General features: G+C 62.5%; 14 protein-coding genes and 1 tRNA gene. 7 read left to right on the forward strand and 8 right to left on the reverse strand.

The genetic code is table 11. The features are described 5' to 3' along the window. Positions 1-3 precede the first annotated feature (3 nt). From AC1MBU_RS12795 to AC1MBU_RS12810, 4 genes are all read left to right on the forward strand, one after another. Positions 4-498, forward strand: a complete 495-nt coding sequence (locus tag AC1MBU_RS12795; RefSeq protein ID WP_479787381.1) for a tRNA (cytidine(34)-2'-O)-methyltransferase — start codon at positions 4-6, stop codon at positions 496-498. Then, positions 495-1,292 (forward strand): class I SAM-dependent methyltransferase, encoded by a 798-nt coding sequence (locus AC1MBU_RS12800; protein WP_479787383.1) that lies wholly within the window; start codon positions 495-497, stop codon positions 1,290-1,292. The genes AC1MBU_RS12795 and AC1MBU_RS12800 overlap by 4 nt, the downstream gene beginning before the upstream one ends. A gap of 197 nt (positions 1,293-1,489) precedes the next feature. Next, complete coding sequence (gene sigK / locus AC1MBU_RS12805; RefSeq protein WP_404800699.1) at positions 1,490-2,107, forward strand: ECF RNA polymerase sigma factor SigK; 618 nt, start codon at positions 1,490-1,492, stop codon at positions 2,105-2,107. Between the two features lie 16 nt (positions 2,108-2,123). After that, positions 2,124-2,912: an anti-sigma factor gene (locus AC1MBU_RS12810; protein ID WP_346027090.1), complete on the forward strand. Its 789-nt coding sequence runs from the start codon at positions 2,124-2,126 to the stop codon at positions 2,910-2,912. 55 nt (positions 2,913-2,967) lie between these two features. On the opposite strand, the gene AC1MBU_RS12815 is transcribed toward AC1MBU_RS12810, so the two are convergent. The 4 genes from AC1MBU_RS12815 to AC1MBU_RS12830 all read right to left on the reverse strand — a co-directional run bounded on the left by AC1MBU_RS12815 (position 2,968) and on the right by AC1MBU_RS12830 (position 7,114). After that, positions 2,968-3,726, reverse strand: a complete 759-nt coding sequence (locus AC1MBU_RS12815; RefSeq protein WP_479787385.1) for a PIG-L deacetylase family protein — start codon at positions 3,724-3,726, stop codon at positions 2,968-2,970. Positions 3,727-3,728: 2 nt separating this feature from the next. Beyond that, complete coding sequence (locus AC1MBU_RS12820; protein ID WP_479787387.1) at positions 3,729-4,676, reverse strand: electron transfer flavoprotein subunit alpha/FixB family protein; 948 nt, start codon at positions 4,674-4,676, stop codon at positions 3,729-3,731. A 42-nt stretch (positions 4,677-4,718) separates the two neighbouring features. Beyond that, positions 4,719-5,537 (reverse strand): electron transfer flavoprotein subunit beta/FixA family protein, encoded by an 819-nt coding sequence (locus AC1MBU_RS12825; RefSeq protein ID WP_479787388.1) that lies wholly within the window; start codon positions 5,535-5,537, stop codon positions 4,719-4,721. Positions 5,538-5,665: 128 nt separating this feature from the next. Further along, complete coding sequence (locus tag AC1MBU_RS12830; protein WP_479787391.1) at positions 5,666-7,114, reverse strand: S1C family serine protease; 1,449 nt, start codon at positions 7,112-7,114, stop codon at positions 5,666-5,668. A 303-nt stretch (positions 7,115-7,417) separates the two neighbouring features. Here AC1MBU_RS12830 and AC1MBU_RS12835 point away from each other — a divergent pair, with 303 nt between their 5' ends. From AC1MBU_RS12835 to AC1MBU_RS12845, 3 genes are all read left to right on the forward strand, one after another. Beyond that, positions 7,418-9,523 (forward strand): TPM domain-containing protein, encoded by a 2,106-nt coding sequence (locus tag AC1MBU_RS12835; RefSeq protein WP_479787393.1) that lies wholly within the window; start codon positions 7,418-7,420, stop codon positions 9,521-9,523. A gap of 52 nt (positions 9,524-9,575) precedes the next feature. Further along, positions 9,576-10,343 (forward strand): PspA/IM30 family protein, encoded by a 768-nt coding sequence (locus tag AC1MBU_RS12840; protein WP_277357602.1) that lies wholly within the window; start codon positions 9,576-9,578, stop codon positions 10,341-10,343. Positions 10,344-10,431: 88 nt separating this feature from the next. Further along, complete coding sequence (locus AC1MBU_RS12845; RefSeq protein WP_479787395.1) at positions 10,432-11,820, forward strand: cryptochrome/photolyase family protein; 1,389 nt, start codon at positions 10,432-10,434, stop codon at positions 11,818-11,820. On the opposite strand, the gene AC1MBU_RS12850 is transcribed toward AC1MBU_RS12845, so the two are convergent. From AC1MBU_RS12850 to AC1MBU_RS12865, 4 genes are all read right to left on the reverse strand, one after another. After that, entirely contained in the window at positions 11,789-12,313 is a 525-nt protein-coding gene (locus tag AC1MBU_RS12850) for a DUF6328 family protein (protein WP_277357604.1), read from the reverse strand. The genes AC1MBU_RS12845 and AC1MBU_RS12850 overlap by 32 nt on opposite strands. A gap of 97 nt (positions 12,314-12,410) precedes the next feature. Next, positions 12,411-12,484 (reverse strand) — tRNA-Met (locus AC1MBU_RS12855). 57 nt (positions 12,485-12,541) lie between these two features. Continuing rightward, positions 12,542-15,574, reverse strand: coding sequence for a UPF0182 family membrane protein (locus tag AC1MBU_RS12860; protein WP_428831016.1), 3,033 nt, complete (start codon positions 15,572-15,574; stop codon positions 12,542-12,544). 163 nt (positions 15,575-15,737) lie between these two features. Then, entirely contained in the window at positions 15,738-16,799 is a 1,062-nt protein-coding gene (locus AC1MBU_RS12865; protein ID WP_479787397.1) for a YlbL family protein, read from the reverse strand. Positions 16,800-17,126 lie beyond the last annotated feature (327 nt).

The following is a 17,126-nucleotide window of genomic DNA, read 5'->3' on the forward strand; positions in this document are numbered from 1 at the left end:
ACAGTGTTCCGCATCCTCTTCCACACTCCAGAAATTCCCGGCAATACCGGGAATGCCATTCGTCTGGCCGCGGTCACCGGCGCTGAACTTCACCTCATCGAACCCCTCGGCTTCGACCTGGAAGACGCCAAGTTGCGGCGGGCGGGTCTGGACTACCACGACCTCGCCGTTTTGACCGTGCACCCTGACCTGGACGCCGCGCTCTCTGCTCTGGAGCCTGATCGGCTGTTTGCCTACACCTCTGAGGGCACCATCACGTACTCGGACATCAAGTACCGTCCAGGCGACGTACTCCTGTTTGGTCCGGAGTCCGTGGGCCTGCCTCCCGAAGTGAAGAACCATGAAGCGGTCACCGCGAGGGTACGGCTCCCCATGCTTCCCTCCCGACGTTCGCTCAATCTGGCCAGCTCGGCATCCATCGTGGTGTACGAGGCCTGGCGCCAGCAGGACTTCAAGGGCGCCCAACTTTCACAACCCATGATGGAGGGCCGTTCGTGACCACGGTAGCTAACCTGTTCGACGACGGCGCCGAGCACTTCGAGCGCTTCGCTCCGGCCCTTTGGAACACCATGGGCAACGCAGTGGTTGCCGCCGCAGATCTGCACATCGGCCAGAGCGTGTTGGATGCCTGCTGCGGAAGCGGAGCGAGCACCATCCCCGCGGCCCAGGTTGTGGGCCCTGACGCGCGAGTTGACGCGGTGGATCTGTCCTCAGGGCTTCTGGCGCTGGCGGCCGCGAAGGCTTCTGCTTTAGGGCTGGACTCCGTCAACTTCACGAAGGCTGACGTCTCCGTGTGGGCCGCTGAACAGACCTATGATGCAGTGCTCTGCTGCTACGGGCTCTTCTTCCTCCCGGACATGGCCGCCGGCGCCCGGCATCTTGCGTCCCAACTGCGCAGTGGCGGCAAGCTTGCCATCAGCACCTGGCAGGACGGCGCCCACGAACCGTTTGTGTCATTGCTGCGGGAGGCCTGCTTCGAAGAACAGCCTGACCTGCGCGATGCCCCGGTTCCTCCACCACTTCGGCAAATGACCGAAATATCCTCAGTCGAGAAGCTGTACTCTTTCCTGGAGACAGTCGGCTTCGGGTCAATCGAAGTGCACACTGCTCCTCTGCAGATCCCCCTGGACGCTGACCTTGCCTGGACCCTGGTGCTGGGGACGGGCTACCGGTTCCTGCTGCCTCCTGATGCAGCGGGCAGGGAGCGAGTGCGCAGCCGCTTCATGGAGAAACTGGGCAACGAGCCCACCCTCAATGCCGACTCCCTGATCGCGGTGGCAATCCGTGAATAACGCCTGATCCGCTGGACCCATCCACCGCGTCAGCCGCTTCGAACTAGAGGTGATATCAGTTGTAGCGGATCGGGCACGGAAACCTGCAGAAACGGCGGTCAGGCATGGGCGGAGGAACAGTCGGGCGAGATGTCCTGACCCGCGCACGGGGTCATCATGTTCGGGATACCCATTCCGGCGCTTTATGCTTGAAACCTATGGATACACCACGTGTGAGCCGGATTAACCCAGCTCGATCAGACCCTGATCAGGCCGACGCGTCCTCTGGCGCCGCGCCTGACCTGGCTGGTCTGTTGGCTCGGATCGCCCAGCAGGACCAGAGCGCCTTCGCGGAGTTCTACGCTCAGACGTCCCGTCGGGTGTATGGACTGGCCCGGCGCGTTCTGATTGACCCGGAGCTGAGCGAAGACACAACGCAGGAGGTCTACCTGCAGGTGTGGAACATGGCGGACCGGTTCAACGCGGAGGCGGGCAGCCCCATGGCCTGGCTTATGACCCTGGCCCATCGCCGCGCAGTGGACAGGGTGCGGTCCGAACAGAGTTCCACTGACCGCGAAGCCCGGTACGGCGCAGCCATGCAGGTCAAGGACCATGACGACGTCGTTGACACCGTCACGCAGCGGCTGGAAGCAGAAGCGGTGGTCCGGTGCCTGGAGACCCTGACCGGCACGCAGCAGGAGTCGGTGCGCCTCGCCTATTACGGCGGGCTGACGTATCGGGAAGTGGCAGAAAAGCTCGGCGTGGCGGTACCCACCATCAAGTCGAGAATCAGAGACGGATTAATCCGGTTGAAAACATGTTTGGGGGTGAACTGAGATGCAGGACAAGGATATGAACAAGCAGTTTGCAGATGATCTTCGGCAGGACCTGGCCGGCGGCCTGGCCGCCGAGTGGGCTGAGATGTATGCCCTGGATGCTGTGAGCGAAGAGGAGCGCGCCACACTCGAGGACTACATCTCAGCTGCCTCTCCTGAAACCCGTGAGGCGTTCAATGCGCGGGTTCGCTCCACACGCGAGACATTGGCGCAGGCTTATGCAACGCAGGAGGACGAACCGCCCGCTGACCTTTTTGCGCGCATCGTCGCGAATTTGCCGGCCGAGGAAGTGTCTTCACCGGCTTCCCCCGTGACCGGCGCTGGGGATGAGCTGGCAGCACGCCGTAGCGCCCGCCGAACCCAGTCTCCTGCTGGTCGCTGGTTGCTTGCAGCAGCGGCTGCGGTTGTCGTGGCGGTGGGCGGCGTGACCGTGGCGCAGAATTTGCAGCCTTCCTCTATCCAGGAGCAGGTCCTGCAGGCCGGGGATGTCCAACGTGAACAGATCGCGATCGGTGACACAGGCACTGCTGAACTTGCGTTCTCGGAGTCGAGGGATGCCGCCGTCGTGACCCTCGATGATGTACCGGCCCCACCGGAGGGCAAGGTGTACCAGATGTGGCGTCTTCCTGCCGACGGCGCATCGCCGGAATCGCTGGGAACCATGACCGGCGAGGACGTTGCGCACACCGAGCTCGAAATTGAAGGCATCCGAACGTACAGCGGCCTCGCAATCACCGTCGAACCGGAGGGCGGCTCTGAAACGCCTACCCTCCCGATCGTCGCGCAGATCCCCTTCGACGCCTGAGAGGGAACGCTGGGATGGGCTCCGAGCTTCAGCCGGACTGCCCATCCCGCGCCTGTCAGAACCCGGCGATCGTAGCTTCGGTGTTGACCGGAACCACCTGAAAGACCTCGGCGCTTCGGTCCGCGGCAAGACCGCCGCGCTGTGCATTAGCGGCCAGGAACGCGCGAACAGTGTTGTCCATCCGCTCAAGGTCGGGGTGCTGGCTGGCGTGGAAACGTAACGCCCGCATCTTGTCTTCCACATGGTCAGTCACATCGACGAAGTGGTTTTCGAGCTGCGTGGGACCACCGAAGAACCAGAGCCAGGGCACGCGATACGCGTCCAGTCCGCGCGCAGCGAGATCGGGGAAAGCATAGGGATTCTCCACAGCGGGATAAATCGCGCGGGTGACGGCCTCGCCGCATGCCAGGTGGTCCGGGTGGCTCTTCTGGATGCGCTCCCAGTTCCGCTCAGGGTGCATGGACAGCACGATGTGCGGCCTGACACTCCGGATGAGCTCCACGACGCCGGCCACCAGTTCCAGGCTCGGTTCCAGGTAGCCGTCCCGGTACCCGAGGAAATGCACCGTTTCGACGCCGACCAGCCGGGCGGCTGCCCGCTGCTCCTTTCGCCGCCGGTCAACTATGTCCGGACGATGCTCATCGGAGAAGCCGCCTGCGTCGCCATCGGTCATGATGCAGTATTCAACGACGACGCCGGCCGCGGTCCACTGAGCCACGGTGCCCGCTGCGCCAAAATCAATGTCATCGGGATGCGCTACGAAACAGAGAACCCGGCTTACCCCGTCTTCCGGCCGTTCAGGAACGTCTGGCATGTTCAGCTCCTGCGGTTGTTGATCTCTGCCGTCGCCTGCGGCAAGACAGTTGACAGGTCACCCACGATGCCGAAATCCGCGATGTCGAAAACCGGGGCGTCCGGGTCCTTGTTCACTGCCACGATGACCTTCGCCGTCTGCATGCCGGCCTTCTGCTGGATGGCGCCGGAGATGCCCGCGGAGATGTAAAGCTGCGGGGAGACCGTCTTGCCCGTCTGGCCGATCTGGGCTGAATGATCAATCCAGCCGGCATCCGTAGCGGCCCTCGACGCACCCACAGCACCGCCGAGCGCGTCGGCAAGTTCCTCGACCGGTCCAAAGTTACCGTCCACTCCCCTGCCCCCTGCCACCACGATGCGTGCTTCGTCCAGCGACGGTCGGCCACTCACGGCCCGTTCGGAACGTTCCGTAATCCGTGCTGCGTGGCGGGGCACTGCGACGTGCACCCGGCGAACCTCGGGGCTGGAACCGCCCTGCACTGTTGCGATCTCCACGCTGTTGGCCTTGACCGTGATGATCGGGCACCCGGTGGTGACGGAAGCGTTCACCGTGTAGGAGCCTGCGAACACCGACTTCGTGACACTGAAGTCCTCGCCCACTGCGATGGCATCCGTGATGACACCTGAAGACAAGCGGATTCCGACCCGCGCAGCGATCTCCTTGGCTTCGAACGTGTTGCCAAGGAGCACTGCATCAGCTTTCGCCTCCACCGCTGCGGCTGCCAGAAAAGCCGCCTTGCCCGCCACGAGCACGTCACCGAGCCCGTCCTCTGCAGGCTGATACAGCACGCCAGCTCCGTGAGCGCCGAGTTCTGCCGAAACACCGTCCGTCAGCACTCCACAGAGTGCAACCACCGGCTCGCCCAGCATTCCAGCAAGGGTCAACAGCTCACGATCGGTCTTGTGCAGGTGCTCACCGGGCGTGTCAATGTAAACGAGGACATTTGCCATTCCAAAGGCTCCTTGAGAAGTGGTTGGCTGGGATCGCTGCGCTCAGAGCAGCTTTTGCTCAGCGAGGAAATCAACCAGTCGCCGACCGGCATCGCCCTCGTCGGTGATGATGACGCCCTGCGAGCGTGGAGGACGCTGCTGCGCCTGCTCGACCCGCGTCCACGCTCCGCTGAATCCAACCTCGGAAGCATCGAGTCCGATGTCAGCAAGGGTGAGGGTGGTGATCGGTTTTTTCTTGGCTGCCATGATGCCCTTGAAGTTCGGGTACCGCGGCTCATTGATCTGGTCCGTCACCGACACCACGGCGGGCAGCGTACTCCTGACCGTCTCAGCCACATTGTCGCTTTCCCGGCGGGCGATCAATTGGCGGCCGCCGTCGTCGTGCGTGAGCTCAAGGCTGGACGCGAAGGTGACCTGGGGCAACTGCAGCAGCTCTGCGAGCTGCGCTGGAACCAGGGAGGTCTCACCGTCCGTGGAGGCCATGCCCGTCAGTACCAGATCCGCAGTGCCCAGATGGCGTACGACGGCGGCGAGCGCGCGTGAGGTGCCGGAGGCATCCGAGCCGGCGAGGGCATCATCACATAGGTGGATGCCTTCGTGTGCGCCGATCTGCAGTGCCTTCTTCACGGCGTTCACAGCGGCTGGCGGGCCCATGGTGACCGCCGTGACCCGATGACCGTCTCCGCCCTGCGCTTCGACAAGCTGCAGTGCCGCTTCGAGGGCGTACTCGTCGAGTTCCGACAGAATACTTTCCGACCGCTCGGTGGTGCGGTGCTCGCCGTCGAGATGACGGTCGAACTGGGTGTCCGGTACGTGCTTGACCAACACCGCGATATTCAGCGCGGGAATTGCCTCGTCCATTGCTGCCTTTCCTTCGGCCCATTGCTGCCCGCAGACAAGCTAACCACAAAGGTGTCCTGATCACAGCAGGAATATGACGCAGCGGCAGCCCCCTCGAGAGGGAGCTGCCGCTACTTGAATCCACCGGGTCAGGCCGGCGACTGACCGACCGTTACATCGAGCGTCAGGGTCTCTCCGCCACGGACGAGTTCGATCTGCGTGGACTGCCCTTCAGCGAGCATCCGGACGGCTGCGGTGAGGGCCTGTGGGTCCTCGATCGGCAATTCACCCACCCGGGTAATGACGTCCCCTTCCTGGAAGCCCGCGGTCTCGGCTGGGCTGCCGGGCTCTACGGACTGCACCTGCGCACCGACCGAGAAGGAGCTGGCTCCCGCCGCGCTGTCGGATGCCGCTGCGCCGACGCTCACACCGAGGAACCCGTGCGTTGCTTCACCGTTGGCAATGATCTCTTCCGCTACGCGCTGGGCATAGTTGATCGGGATGGAGAAGCCGACACCGATGTTGCCGGCGCTCTCCCCCGAACCTGCCGACGCGATCGCGACATTGACGCCGATGATCCGACCCTGAGAATCCACCAGCGCACCCCCCGAATTACCCTGGTTGATCGCGGCGTCTGTCTGGATCACGTTCAGATAGATGGAGCCCTGGGATCCCTGCTGCGGCGCCTGGGAACCATCAGGCGGGAGGAAGTTGAATCCGTCTCCCGGAGCCTGTTCCGGAGCATCCGACTGTTCTTCAGGAACGGCCGACGACTGCACGCTGATTGTGCGATTGAGCGTCGAGACGATGCCGTCCGTGACGGTGCCGCTCAGCCCGAGCGGAGCGCCGATTGCTATTGCAACATCACCGACGTTCAGTTCCGACGAATCAGCGAGGGTGGCCGGCTGAAGGTCCGGCGCATCGATCTTGATGACAGCCAGGTCCGAGAGCGGGTCAGTGCCCACTATCTGAGCCTGGAATACCCGTCCGTCGTTCGTGCGAACTTCAACGGCAGGGTCCGCAACCTGGCCCCCCAGGGTGACGACGTGCGTGTTGGTGAGGATGTGGCCCTCAGCGTCAAGAATGATCCCTGAACCTGACCCGCCTGACCCGCCGCCGTTCACGGAGATGGTGACGACGCTCGGTGAAGCTTTGGCTGCGGCGCCGGTAATCTCGTTGACGCTTTCGGTGTCATTAACCACAACAGACTGGGCCTGGGACGTGCCGTTGTTGGGTCCCTGGTTGCCCGTCTCCAGCAGGGCGTCTGCTCCGACGGCCACTCCTCCGCCGAGAAGACCGGCCACGAGCATCCCGGTCAGGAACGTACCGGATCCAACGCGCTTCACGGGCCCACGCTGCTTCTTCCCTTGGCCCGCTGGCCGCGCATACGGACCGTACCCGAAGGAAGCACCCTGCTGGTGCCCGCCGGCTGCGTGAGTTTCGGGCCCGTTCCCGACCGAATGATATGGGTCCGCCGTCGGTGCGGTGATCGGCTGGTGCTGCTGTTGCGCCGCGGGGAGGTTGGGGTTGTGGCTGGGCGGATTAGTTGGCCGTGGAGGAAGCGGTCCGTTGTAGGAACCGGTTGTGTTCTCGGTCATCGGTTGTCCTTTCACTGATGCTTCTAGAACTATGGCAAAGCAATCTGTACCCGCGACTGACGTTGCCTGTACGGCGGCTGTGAGCCCACCGGACGACCTCGTTCTTCATTCTCCCGCAAGTGGGAAAAAGCTGGTTACGGTGCAGGTCCTGGAGCGGTTTCGCTCGCGGCATAGCCCACCCGGTGGACTGCCCCCAGAGCGCACCATAGAATCGCAGTCAGGCGAACCCGGGGGATCTGTGCCTTGCCAACGGCTGTTCGCCAGTTCCCGGAGCGCCCGGCGGACACTGCTGAAGGGTTGTGAATGAAGTCGAGCATTGCACGCATCTGCTCCGCCGTGGGTGTAGGAACAGCCGCCCTGCTGAGCCCTTTGGTTGCCGCTCCCGCCTATGCCGTAGATCCTGTTGATTTCAATTCCCAAACGGTGGTTGACCAGGCGGACGTCCTCTCTGATTCCGAACAGCAGGAGGTTGAACAGTCGATCGAACAGCTGCAGGCTGAGCACGGCTACACCTTGCATGTCGCCTACGTTGACTCCTTCACCAACCCGTCGGACGCCAAACAATGGGCGATAGCCACTGCCGAGACCAGTAGCTTGCAGGCTGACGATGCAATCTTTGTGATCGGCGTCGACGATCGGACAGGCGGCCTCCTTGCGGACAGTTCGAGCGTTGTGGATGACCAGTCGAACGGGATCTACCAGAGTTTCGCCGTACCGGAATTGGAGAACGACGACTGGACGGGCGCTGCTGTCGCTGCAGTCACCGGGGTTGACCAGGTTCTCGACGGCGGCACCGTCAGCCCTGCCGGAACGTCCGGTGACGGAGGAGGAGGTTCGTTCCTCTTCATCGGAGGCCTGCTCGTCCTGGCTGGTGTGGGTGGATACTTCTATCTCCGGTCAAAGCGCCGTAAGCCGGACGCACAGGAGCAAAACCGGCACCCTTCAGAAATCGAGTTCGGACCCGGCCGCGGGGCCGACGGTCAGGTTCTGGATCCGTTGGCTTCACTGAGCGTGGAGGACCTGCGGCTTCGCGCGGGAAGCCTGCTGATAGCAGCGGACGACGCCATCAAATCAAGCGAGCAGGAAGTCGGGTTCGCGCAGGCCCAGTACGGCGATGAAGCAGTCAAGCCGTTCGCGGCGGATATCACCGCAGCGAAGGCCCATATGAGCGAGTCATTCAAGCTTCAGCAGCAGCTTGATGACCACATTCCGGACACAGAGGAAGACCAACGGAAGTGGCTTGGTGACATCATCCGCCGGTGTGAGTCGGTTAATGCCAGCCTGCAGGAGCACAAGGCAGATTTCGACGCCCTGCGGAAGTTGGAACGCAATGCTCCGCAGGCCCTGTCGGATGCACAGGCTTCCGCGAACGATGTCGGAACGCGGCTGAACGCGGCTGAACGTACGTTGCGAGAGCTCCAGGGACGGTACGCTACCTCGGCGACCGCGCAAATCGAGGACAACGTGGTCCAGGCGCGCGAAAGGCTGCAGTTCGTTGACAATGCCGCTTCCACAGCACAAAGGCATCTGTCCGAGGGCAACACCGGTGCCGCCGTCGTCGCCGTCCGAGCCGCCGAAGAAGGTGTCCACCAGACCAAGGTCCTGCTGGAAGCCATCGATCGCCGTGCCACGGAACTGGACACTGCCGAACGCGAAATGGAACGGGCCGTCTCGGATGCGGCCCAGGACGTTGCGCAGGCCCAGGCCATGGTTGCTGCCGGCTCCAACCCTGAACTCGCCGGTCCGGTAGCGGGCACAACGGCAGCGTTGGAATCGGTGAAGCGGGAGATCGCGTCGGGGAAGATAGACCCCGTGGCGCTCCTCCAGCGAGTCGAGACTGCGCATACGCAGCTCGACGCCGCCATCGGCGGAGTCCGTGATCACGCAGAACAGACCCGCAGGGCACGTGAAAGCCTGCAGCACACCATCATGGCCGCCCAATCACGGATCTCAGGTACGGCGGACTACATTCGTGCCCGGCGCGGCGGCGTGGGCAGTGAAGCCCGGACTAGGTTGGCGGAGGCGGAGCGCAACCTTGACTATGCGATGCGCATCCAGTCGGATGACCCGGTGACGGCGCTCTCCCATGCCCAGCAGGCTGTCGCTTTGGCCGAACAGGCCGGTCAGATCGCGCAGAGCGATGTGGACGGCTTCGGTGGACGTATGGGCGGCTTTGGAGGCGGCGGTATGTTCGGCGGCCGCGGGGACGGCATGGGCGGCGCACTCCTCGGCGGCATCCTCATTGGTTCCATCCTCAACGGAGGCGGGCACGGTGGAGGATTCTTCGGCGGCGGCGGCGGGTTCAGCGGAGGCGGTGACGCCGGCATGTTCGGCGGCGGCGGATTCGGTGGTTTCGATGCCGGTGGCGGCGGATTCGGTGACTTCGGGGGCGGCTTCGGAGATTTTTAGGTGAGCGACCTCAACAGGCAGTGAACTACTCAGGAAGATCGAAAGGTAACCCATGGTAAAGCAATCAATTTTCGGACGTATCGCAACACTGGCGAAGGCCAACATCAACGCAATGCTGGATCAGGCTGAAGACCCGCAGAAGATGCTGGACCAGATGGTCCGCGACTACTCGAACAGCATCGCCGAAGCCGAAAGCGCGGTGGCCCAGACCATCGGTAATCTGCGCATGCTCCAGGAGGACTACAACGAGGACCGAGAGAACGCCCGCAACTGGGGCAACAAGGCGCTCGCGGCCTCCAAGAAGGCCGACGAGTACCGTTCGTCCGGCGATGTGCCTGACGCGGAGAAGTTCGACAATTTGGCCAAGGTTGCTATTCAGCGTCAGATCACCGCTGAAAATGAGGCCAAGGGCGCAGAGCCCACGATCGCGTCTCAGACGGAGATTGTGGAAAAGCTCAAGACCGGGCTGAACCAGATGAAGGGCAAGCTCAACGAACTGACCAGCAAACGCGATGAGCTCATTGCGCGTTCACGCACGGCCGCAGCACAGGCGCAGGTGCATGATGCCATGAAGAGCATCGACTTCATGGACCCGACCAGCGAGGTAGGGCGTTTCGAGGAGAAGATCCGTCGTGAAGAGGCTCGCGTTCTCGGTCAGGCAGAACTTGCCAATTCGAGCCTTGACGCCCAGTTCGAGAGCCTTGAGGACCTCGGCGAGCAAAGTGAGATCGAGGCACGCCTCGCCGCCCTGAAATCAGGCGGCTCCGGAGCCGAGGCGCCCTCTGCCATCGAGCAGGGTGCGGACAGCCCGAAATACTGATTCACCACTCGGCATACGGCGGCGGTTCGAGCCTCGAACCGCCGCTGCTCCCGTTAAAGGTTCGCCAAGCCGCCGGTAGATTGGCTTTATGGCTCTGACACTGGTGTGGCTCCGCGACGACCTGCGCATCGCCGACAATCCTGCCCTGCACGCTGCTGCAGAGCGTGGCGACGTCGTCGTCTGTTATGTGCTCGATGAAGTGAGTGAGGGAATTCGGCCCCTGGGTGGCGCCAGCCGCTGGTGGCTCCATAACTCGCTGTCCTCGCTCCGCAGTGCATTCGAGGATCAGGGGATTCCACTGGTGCTCCGATCAGGTCCCGCAGCGGACGTGATCCCCCGCCTGATCGAAGAGTCCGGGGCGGATGCTGTCTTCTGGAACCGCCGGTATGTGCTCGCTGAGAGAAACGTTGACGCTGCACTCAAGGGTTCCCTCAGCGACGAGGGGTACCAGGTGCACAGCTTTCAGGCGAACCTGTTGTTTGAACCCTGGGAAGTCACGACGGGCAGCGGCTCCCCGTACAAGGTCTTCACCCCCTTCTGGCGTGCGTGCCGTAACCGTCCCGCGCCACGGGAACCCCTTGATGGACCGATAGTGCTGCGCGGTCCGAACGTCGACTCGGAGGACCTCGACGAGTGGCACCTCCTCCCCGACACGTTCGACTGGGCAGGTGGCCTCAGACAGACGTGGACGCCCGGAGAGCTGACAGCGCAAGCGCTCCTCGATCGCTTCGTGACCGGCACAGTTGACGGATACGCCGATGCCCGCCAGCTGCCTGACGTTGAGGGAACCAGCCGCCTCTCCCCGCACCTGAGGTTCGGTGAGATCAGCCCATTCCAGGTCTGGCACTCTGCCCGGGCCGCATCCACCTCCGCGACCGCCAGTGACCTCGCGATCTTCACCCAGGAACTCGGCTGGCGTGAGTTCTGCTGGCAGTTGCTCTACCACCAGCCACGTCTGGCGACAGAGAACTACCGACCGCAATTCGACGCCTTCCCGTGGCAGCAACCGGACTCCGACGAACTTGATGCCTGGCAGTATGGGCGAACCGGTTTCCCTTTAATCGATGCAGGCATGCGTCAGCTTTGGCATACCGGATGGATGCATAATCGGGTTCGTATGGCGGTCGGTTCGTTCCTTGTGAAGAACATGATGGTGGACTGGCGTGTGGGCGAACAGTGGTTCTGGGACACCCTGGTGGATGCGGATCCAGCCAACAACGCGGCGAACTGGCAATGGGTGGCAGGCTCCGGCGCAGACGCCGCACCCTACTTCCGGATTTTCAACCCCGTCACGCAGAGCAAGAAGTTTGACCCGGACGGCGGTTACCTTCGTCGATGGATTCCGGAGCTGCGCTCCGCGCATAAAGTTCATGAACCCTGGACGGATCTACCGGCCGGCTATCCTCCGCCGCTGCTGGACCTGAAAGTCTCGCGCGAACGGGCGCTCAATGCGTATCAGGACCTTCGCCAGGACTGACTTCCTTCATCGACCGACGTTTGAGCACCTGCGGTACGGCCACCCACAGCGCCAGAATCGTCATGGACAGACCGATGGCGCTCACCGTTCCCGCCGTCCGGCTCAACACGATGTCGAAGACCAGACCGGTTGTTCCAACGAGGACGAGGGCCACGAGGACCATTGTGGTCCTCAGGATGCGATGGGCATGGCGTACCAAAGCCTCCTTGATGCGCAGCCGGAAGAAGGTCCGGTGCAGGATCACAGTACCGAGCAGCAGGGCCGTGATCAGGGCGGACAACACGACGAGCACGAGATAGACCGCGATCTGAAATGAGTCCAGCTCCGTGAAACGCGACTGAAACGGCAGTGTGAGCAGGAAGCCGGTGAGAATCTGGATACCGGTCTGGAGTACACGAAGTTCCTGGAGTATCTCAAGCCAGTTCCGGTCAACACGCTGGAGCGCCGTCTCCCCGCGTTCCTTGTCCTCACCCACAGCGCCCTGCTCGATCATGGACATAGTGTAGGTGAGCCGGGCACGCAAAAGGGCGAAATGATGCGGGAATGACGAAGGTCCCGGAAGCCAAGCTTCCGGGACCTTCGTTTTCTAGTTGCGGGGGCAAGATTTGAACTTGCGACCTCTGGGTTATGAGCCCAGCGAGCTACCGAACTGCTCCACCCCGCGGCGTGATTACTACTCTACCCGCCGCGGGGGCGGATCCCAAATCGGGATCCAGATGCATTATTCGGTGGCTCCTCCGGACGCTTCAGACAAACGCGTTTCGGCATCCAGTGCCCGCTGCAGTGCCTGGTCGAGCCGCTCTTGTGCCTCACCGTAGGCGGCGAAGTCGCCCTCGGCGAGCGCGGTCTGGCCCTCCTGGATTGCCGCGTTCGCTTCCTCCAGCGCCGCCCGGAGATCCGCTGCCGGATCACCCGTGCCCGGCTCTGCGGGTGTGGTGGGCTCCTCCGTCGGCTCCTCCGGGGATTCGTTCCCGGAATCCGAGCCCACCAGCGGCGCAGGCAGATCAGGGGTCTCCCCCACATTCTCGCTGTCTCCGGTCACAGCGCCGGAGTCTCCCTGGAACACCTGGTCCAGTGCTTCATCCAGGGTGGGCGCAAAGCCGACCTGATCACCGAAGCTCACCAGCACACGCCGCAGGACGGGGAAGGACGAGTCCCCCGAGGACTGGACGTACACCGGCTGCACGTAAGCGATTCCGCCACCGATGGGCAGCGTCAGGAGATTACCGCTGATCACTTCGGAGGCGCCCTGGCGCAGCAGGTTCAGCTCCTGCGAGACCTCAGTGTCCGAGTTGAAGAGGTTTGCCGCCTGGCCCGGCCCGACGGCGGAGTCCTGACCGGACGAATCGAGCAATCGCAGGGTTCCATAGGTTTCTGCCTTGACACCGGGTTCACCGGTACCGGCGTCACCGTCCGCTGCAAGGAAGCCGTAAAGGATGTTGCGCGGTTCCTGGCCCTCCGGAACAAATGGAATGAACGGAGTGGTCAGTGAGAAGCTGGCCGACTCCTGATCGGGCATCTGGAGCGAGAGGTAGAACGGAGGCTGCTTGACGTCCTGCTCGCCTTCTTCCAGCGTCGGATCAACCGGTACAGCCCACGCCTGGTTGTTGCTGTAGAAAGGCTGGGTCTCTGTCACGTGGTAGCGCGCGAGCAGCTCCCGTTGGACCTTGAAGAGGTCCTCCGGGTACCGTACGTGCGCCATCAGGTCAGCCGACATCTCGCTGTACGGTTGCAGCGACGTCGGGTACACCTTCTGCCAGGCCTTCAGAATGGGGTCCTGATCATCCCAGGCGTAAAGATCAACCGAGCCATCGTAGGCGTCAACCGTGGCTTTCACCGCGTTACGGATGTAGTTCACCTGCTCAGCAGGCAAGGCGGTGGCGACACCTTCGGCGGTCAGGGAATCCACTGTGGCGGACTGAAGTTCCTGCTGAGTGGAGTACGGGTAGTCGGACGTTGTGGTGTAACCCTCGATGATCCATTTGACGCGCCCATCAACGATGGCCGGGTAGGTGTTGCTATCCAGCGTGAGGTAAGGGGCAACCTTCTCCACGCGCTCAACGGGATCACGGTCATACAGGATCTGGGATTCGCTCGTTACCTGGTCCGACAGGAGTAGATCCGTGGACTGGAACTTGAGTGCATACACCAGCCGGTTGAAGAAGTTTCCCACCTGCGGACCGCCGTCGCCCAGGAACGTGCTGCGGGCCTCCTGGTCGGATTCCTCCGTCTGGGGCCGGTCGATCTCAAGTGGCGTGGCTCCCTCTGGAGCACCGACGATCGAATACTCCGGTGATTCCTCACCGAAGTAGATGCGCGGCTCAAACGTGCTCTCATCCCCCAGCAGGCCCGTGGTCGGGATACCTGACTGAATGAACTCGGGGCGCCCGTCCGGTTCCACGGTTGAACCGGCTGCTGCAACCACGCCGTAGCCGTGCGTGTAGTAGACGTGCTCGTTGATCCAGCCATCCGGAACACCCGCGGTGTTCAGTTCGCGGACTGCAATAACGGTGTCCTCGATCTCGCCGTCGATCTCGTAGCGGTCGACGTTCAGGATCTCCGGGAACTGGTAGTACTGGCGGAACTGCTGGAGCTGGCTGAAAGCGTCGCTCACAAGGTTGGGGTCCAAAAGGCGGATGTTGGCTGTTGTCTCGCCGTCCTCGTTCAACGCTCCCTCCTGGGGAACTTCCTCAACCCCATAGTCATTGACCTGCACCTGGTCCAGGCCGTAGGCAGCTCGAGTCATCTCAATGTTGCGCTCAATGAACGGCTCTTCCCGGCTGAACTCCGACGGAACAACCTGGAACCGCTGGATGACCCACGGGTATACGCCGCCGGCGAGGATAGCAGTGATGACCAGCATGGCCGTACCGATCACGGGCAGGCGCCACCGGCCAATCACTGCGGAAATGATAAACAGGACCGCAACAATGATGGCGGCGGCGGCAAGAATCGCCTTGGTTGGGATGACTGCGTTCACGTCGGTGTAGAGAGCGCCAGCCCATTTACCGTCGCTGCTGATGACGGTGGAGTAGCGGTCAAGCCAGTAGTTGACGCCCTGCAGGATCAGGAAGAGTGCAGCCAGTACCGCGATGTGCGTCCGGGCTGCCTTGCTCGTGAAGAGACCTTTCTCCTCAAGGCGGATGCCACCGTACAGGTAATGCGTCAGTACTCCGGCGATCCCGCTGATGACGATGACGCTCACCAGGAACCCGAGCAGGAAGCTCAGGAACGGCAAAGTGAAGACGTAGAACCCGATGTCCAGCCCGAATTCCGGGTCCGTCTCTCCGAAGGGCTCCGAATTGAAGAACAGGAGCATCCGTTCCCACTGTGAAGACGCTGCGGTTCCCGCAAACGCGCCGAGCACAACGGGAATGCCGATCATGAGCAGTCTGCGGATCGGTTCGAGCTGGGCCTGGTAGCGGTTCAGGTTGTCCTGGACGCTGCTGTCGGGAGCGTAAATGGGCCGTGAACGGTAGGCGATACGCAAGCTGAAGTAAACGCTTGCGCCCATGATGAGGAAGGCAGCCACGAACAGGCCGATCCGCGAGAGGTTCTCGGTGACAAATACTTCGAGGAAGCCCAGCTGGTTGTACCAGAGGACATCGGCATAAACCTGTGAGAAATACACGAAGCCGACGACGAGCAGACCGAGAACGATCAGGGTCGGTACCAGCGGCCCACGCCGCCGGGGTGGGGAGGAATATGGTTGGCTTGGTCTGCTGCCGAACGGGCGGTCAGGTCCGGATGTCACTATTACCTCATCCTTGGGGGTACGGGAGTGCTGGATGCGCAGCGGCGCACGGTCCACTGTTGTTCATTCTGCCCTGTGCACGTCTGGCCCACACAATTCAGTTCCGCCTGAACCGCGGCGCCCCGGAATCGTTTCTCAATCGTGTCCAATCCGACTATGCCTGTCAGACGGGATCCTCACATGAGGGGAGCTGCGCGCCGTCGTCGTTATCTTCTCCCAGCGTCCGGACGGCGGTGACGGCGTCGTCCAGGGTTTCCACGCGGATGACGCGAAGACCGTCGGGAATATGGCCAACAACTTCAGTGCAGTTTGCGGCGGGCGCAAGAAATACCTCGGCACCCGACTCACTGGCACCAACCAGCTTTTGGCGGATGCCTCCAATGGGCCCGACGGCACCGGATGAGTCGATCGTTCCGGTTCCGGCGAAGTGCCTCCCGCCCGTGAGCTGCCCCTCGGTCAGGGTGTCGACGATCCCGAGGGCGAACATCATGCCGGCAGACGGGCCGCCGACATTGTTCAGGGCAATGTCCACCTCGAAGGGGAACTCGAACTCGGACATCAGAAAGACGCCGAGCTGATAGTCGCCGGACTCCCCCAGCAGCGGCTTCACGGACTCCACCACCGTTTCACCGTTTCGGGCCACAGTGATGTCAACGCTTTTTCCACCCGCTGCATTCAAGGCTTCCTTCAACGGCTCCAGCGACTCGATAGGCTCGCCGTCGATGAGGGTGAGCTGGTCGCCGTCCTGAAGGATGCCTTCAGCGGCCGAGTCCGGGGCGAAGCCTACGACTGAGAGCGTCTCCCCGTACGGAATTTCCAGGTGAGCGAGCGCAGCGGCCACTGCGGATTCCTGCGAGGATGTCATAGCCTCCGCGTTCTGCTCCTCAATGTCCGATTCCGAGACATCCGGCGGGTAGACCAGTTCGCGCGGTGTGACTGCCTGTGCGGGATCCGCCCAGGCACGGAAAGCATCGAAAACGCTGATTGTCTGCCCCGGTCCTCCGGCGACGAAGACGGTGGTCAAATCCAGCGCACCGTCCGTCGGGAAGGTTTCCCTGCCTTCGACGGTGATCAACGGTTCACCGTTAACCTCCCCGATGGTGTTGAAAGTGGGACCGGGTGACTCGACCACGTAGGGAGACGGCAACAGAACAGCCGTTGCCCCGAGGCCCAGCGCGAGCAGCCCCGATACCGCCATGACGGTGAAGCGGGGATCCCTTTTCACGGCATCATGCTTTGGCCTGTTGGTGTCCTGGGAAAGCGGCTGGGTCAACGGATGTCACCTTTGGATTGGGGGCGCCGCAGGTCACCCCGGCGGACGGGGTGTCAGGGCTTCACATGCCAAGCCTACAAGCCTGCTCTGCGCGCTTTGCATCGGAACAAACGTTGCTTTGCCTAGAGCGAACTCGCGCAGGACGTGCGGGACAAGTCTGGGACGTGCCGGTAACGTTTGAGATCCTGACTGACCAGTGCTGCAGCTCGCCACGGCAACTGTAAGTGCCGGGGTTTGCTTCCATTCAGCACCATACGAGCACAATCCGACCAAGTTTCA

Source organism: Arthrobacter sp. PTI12, from assembly GCF_056679915.1.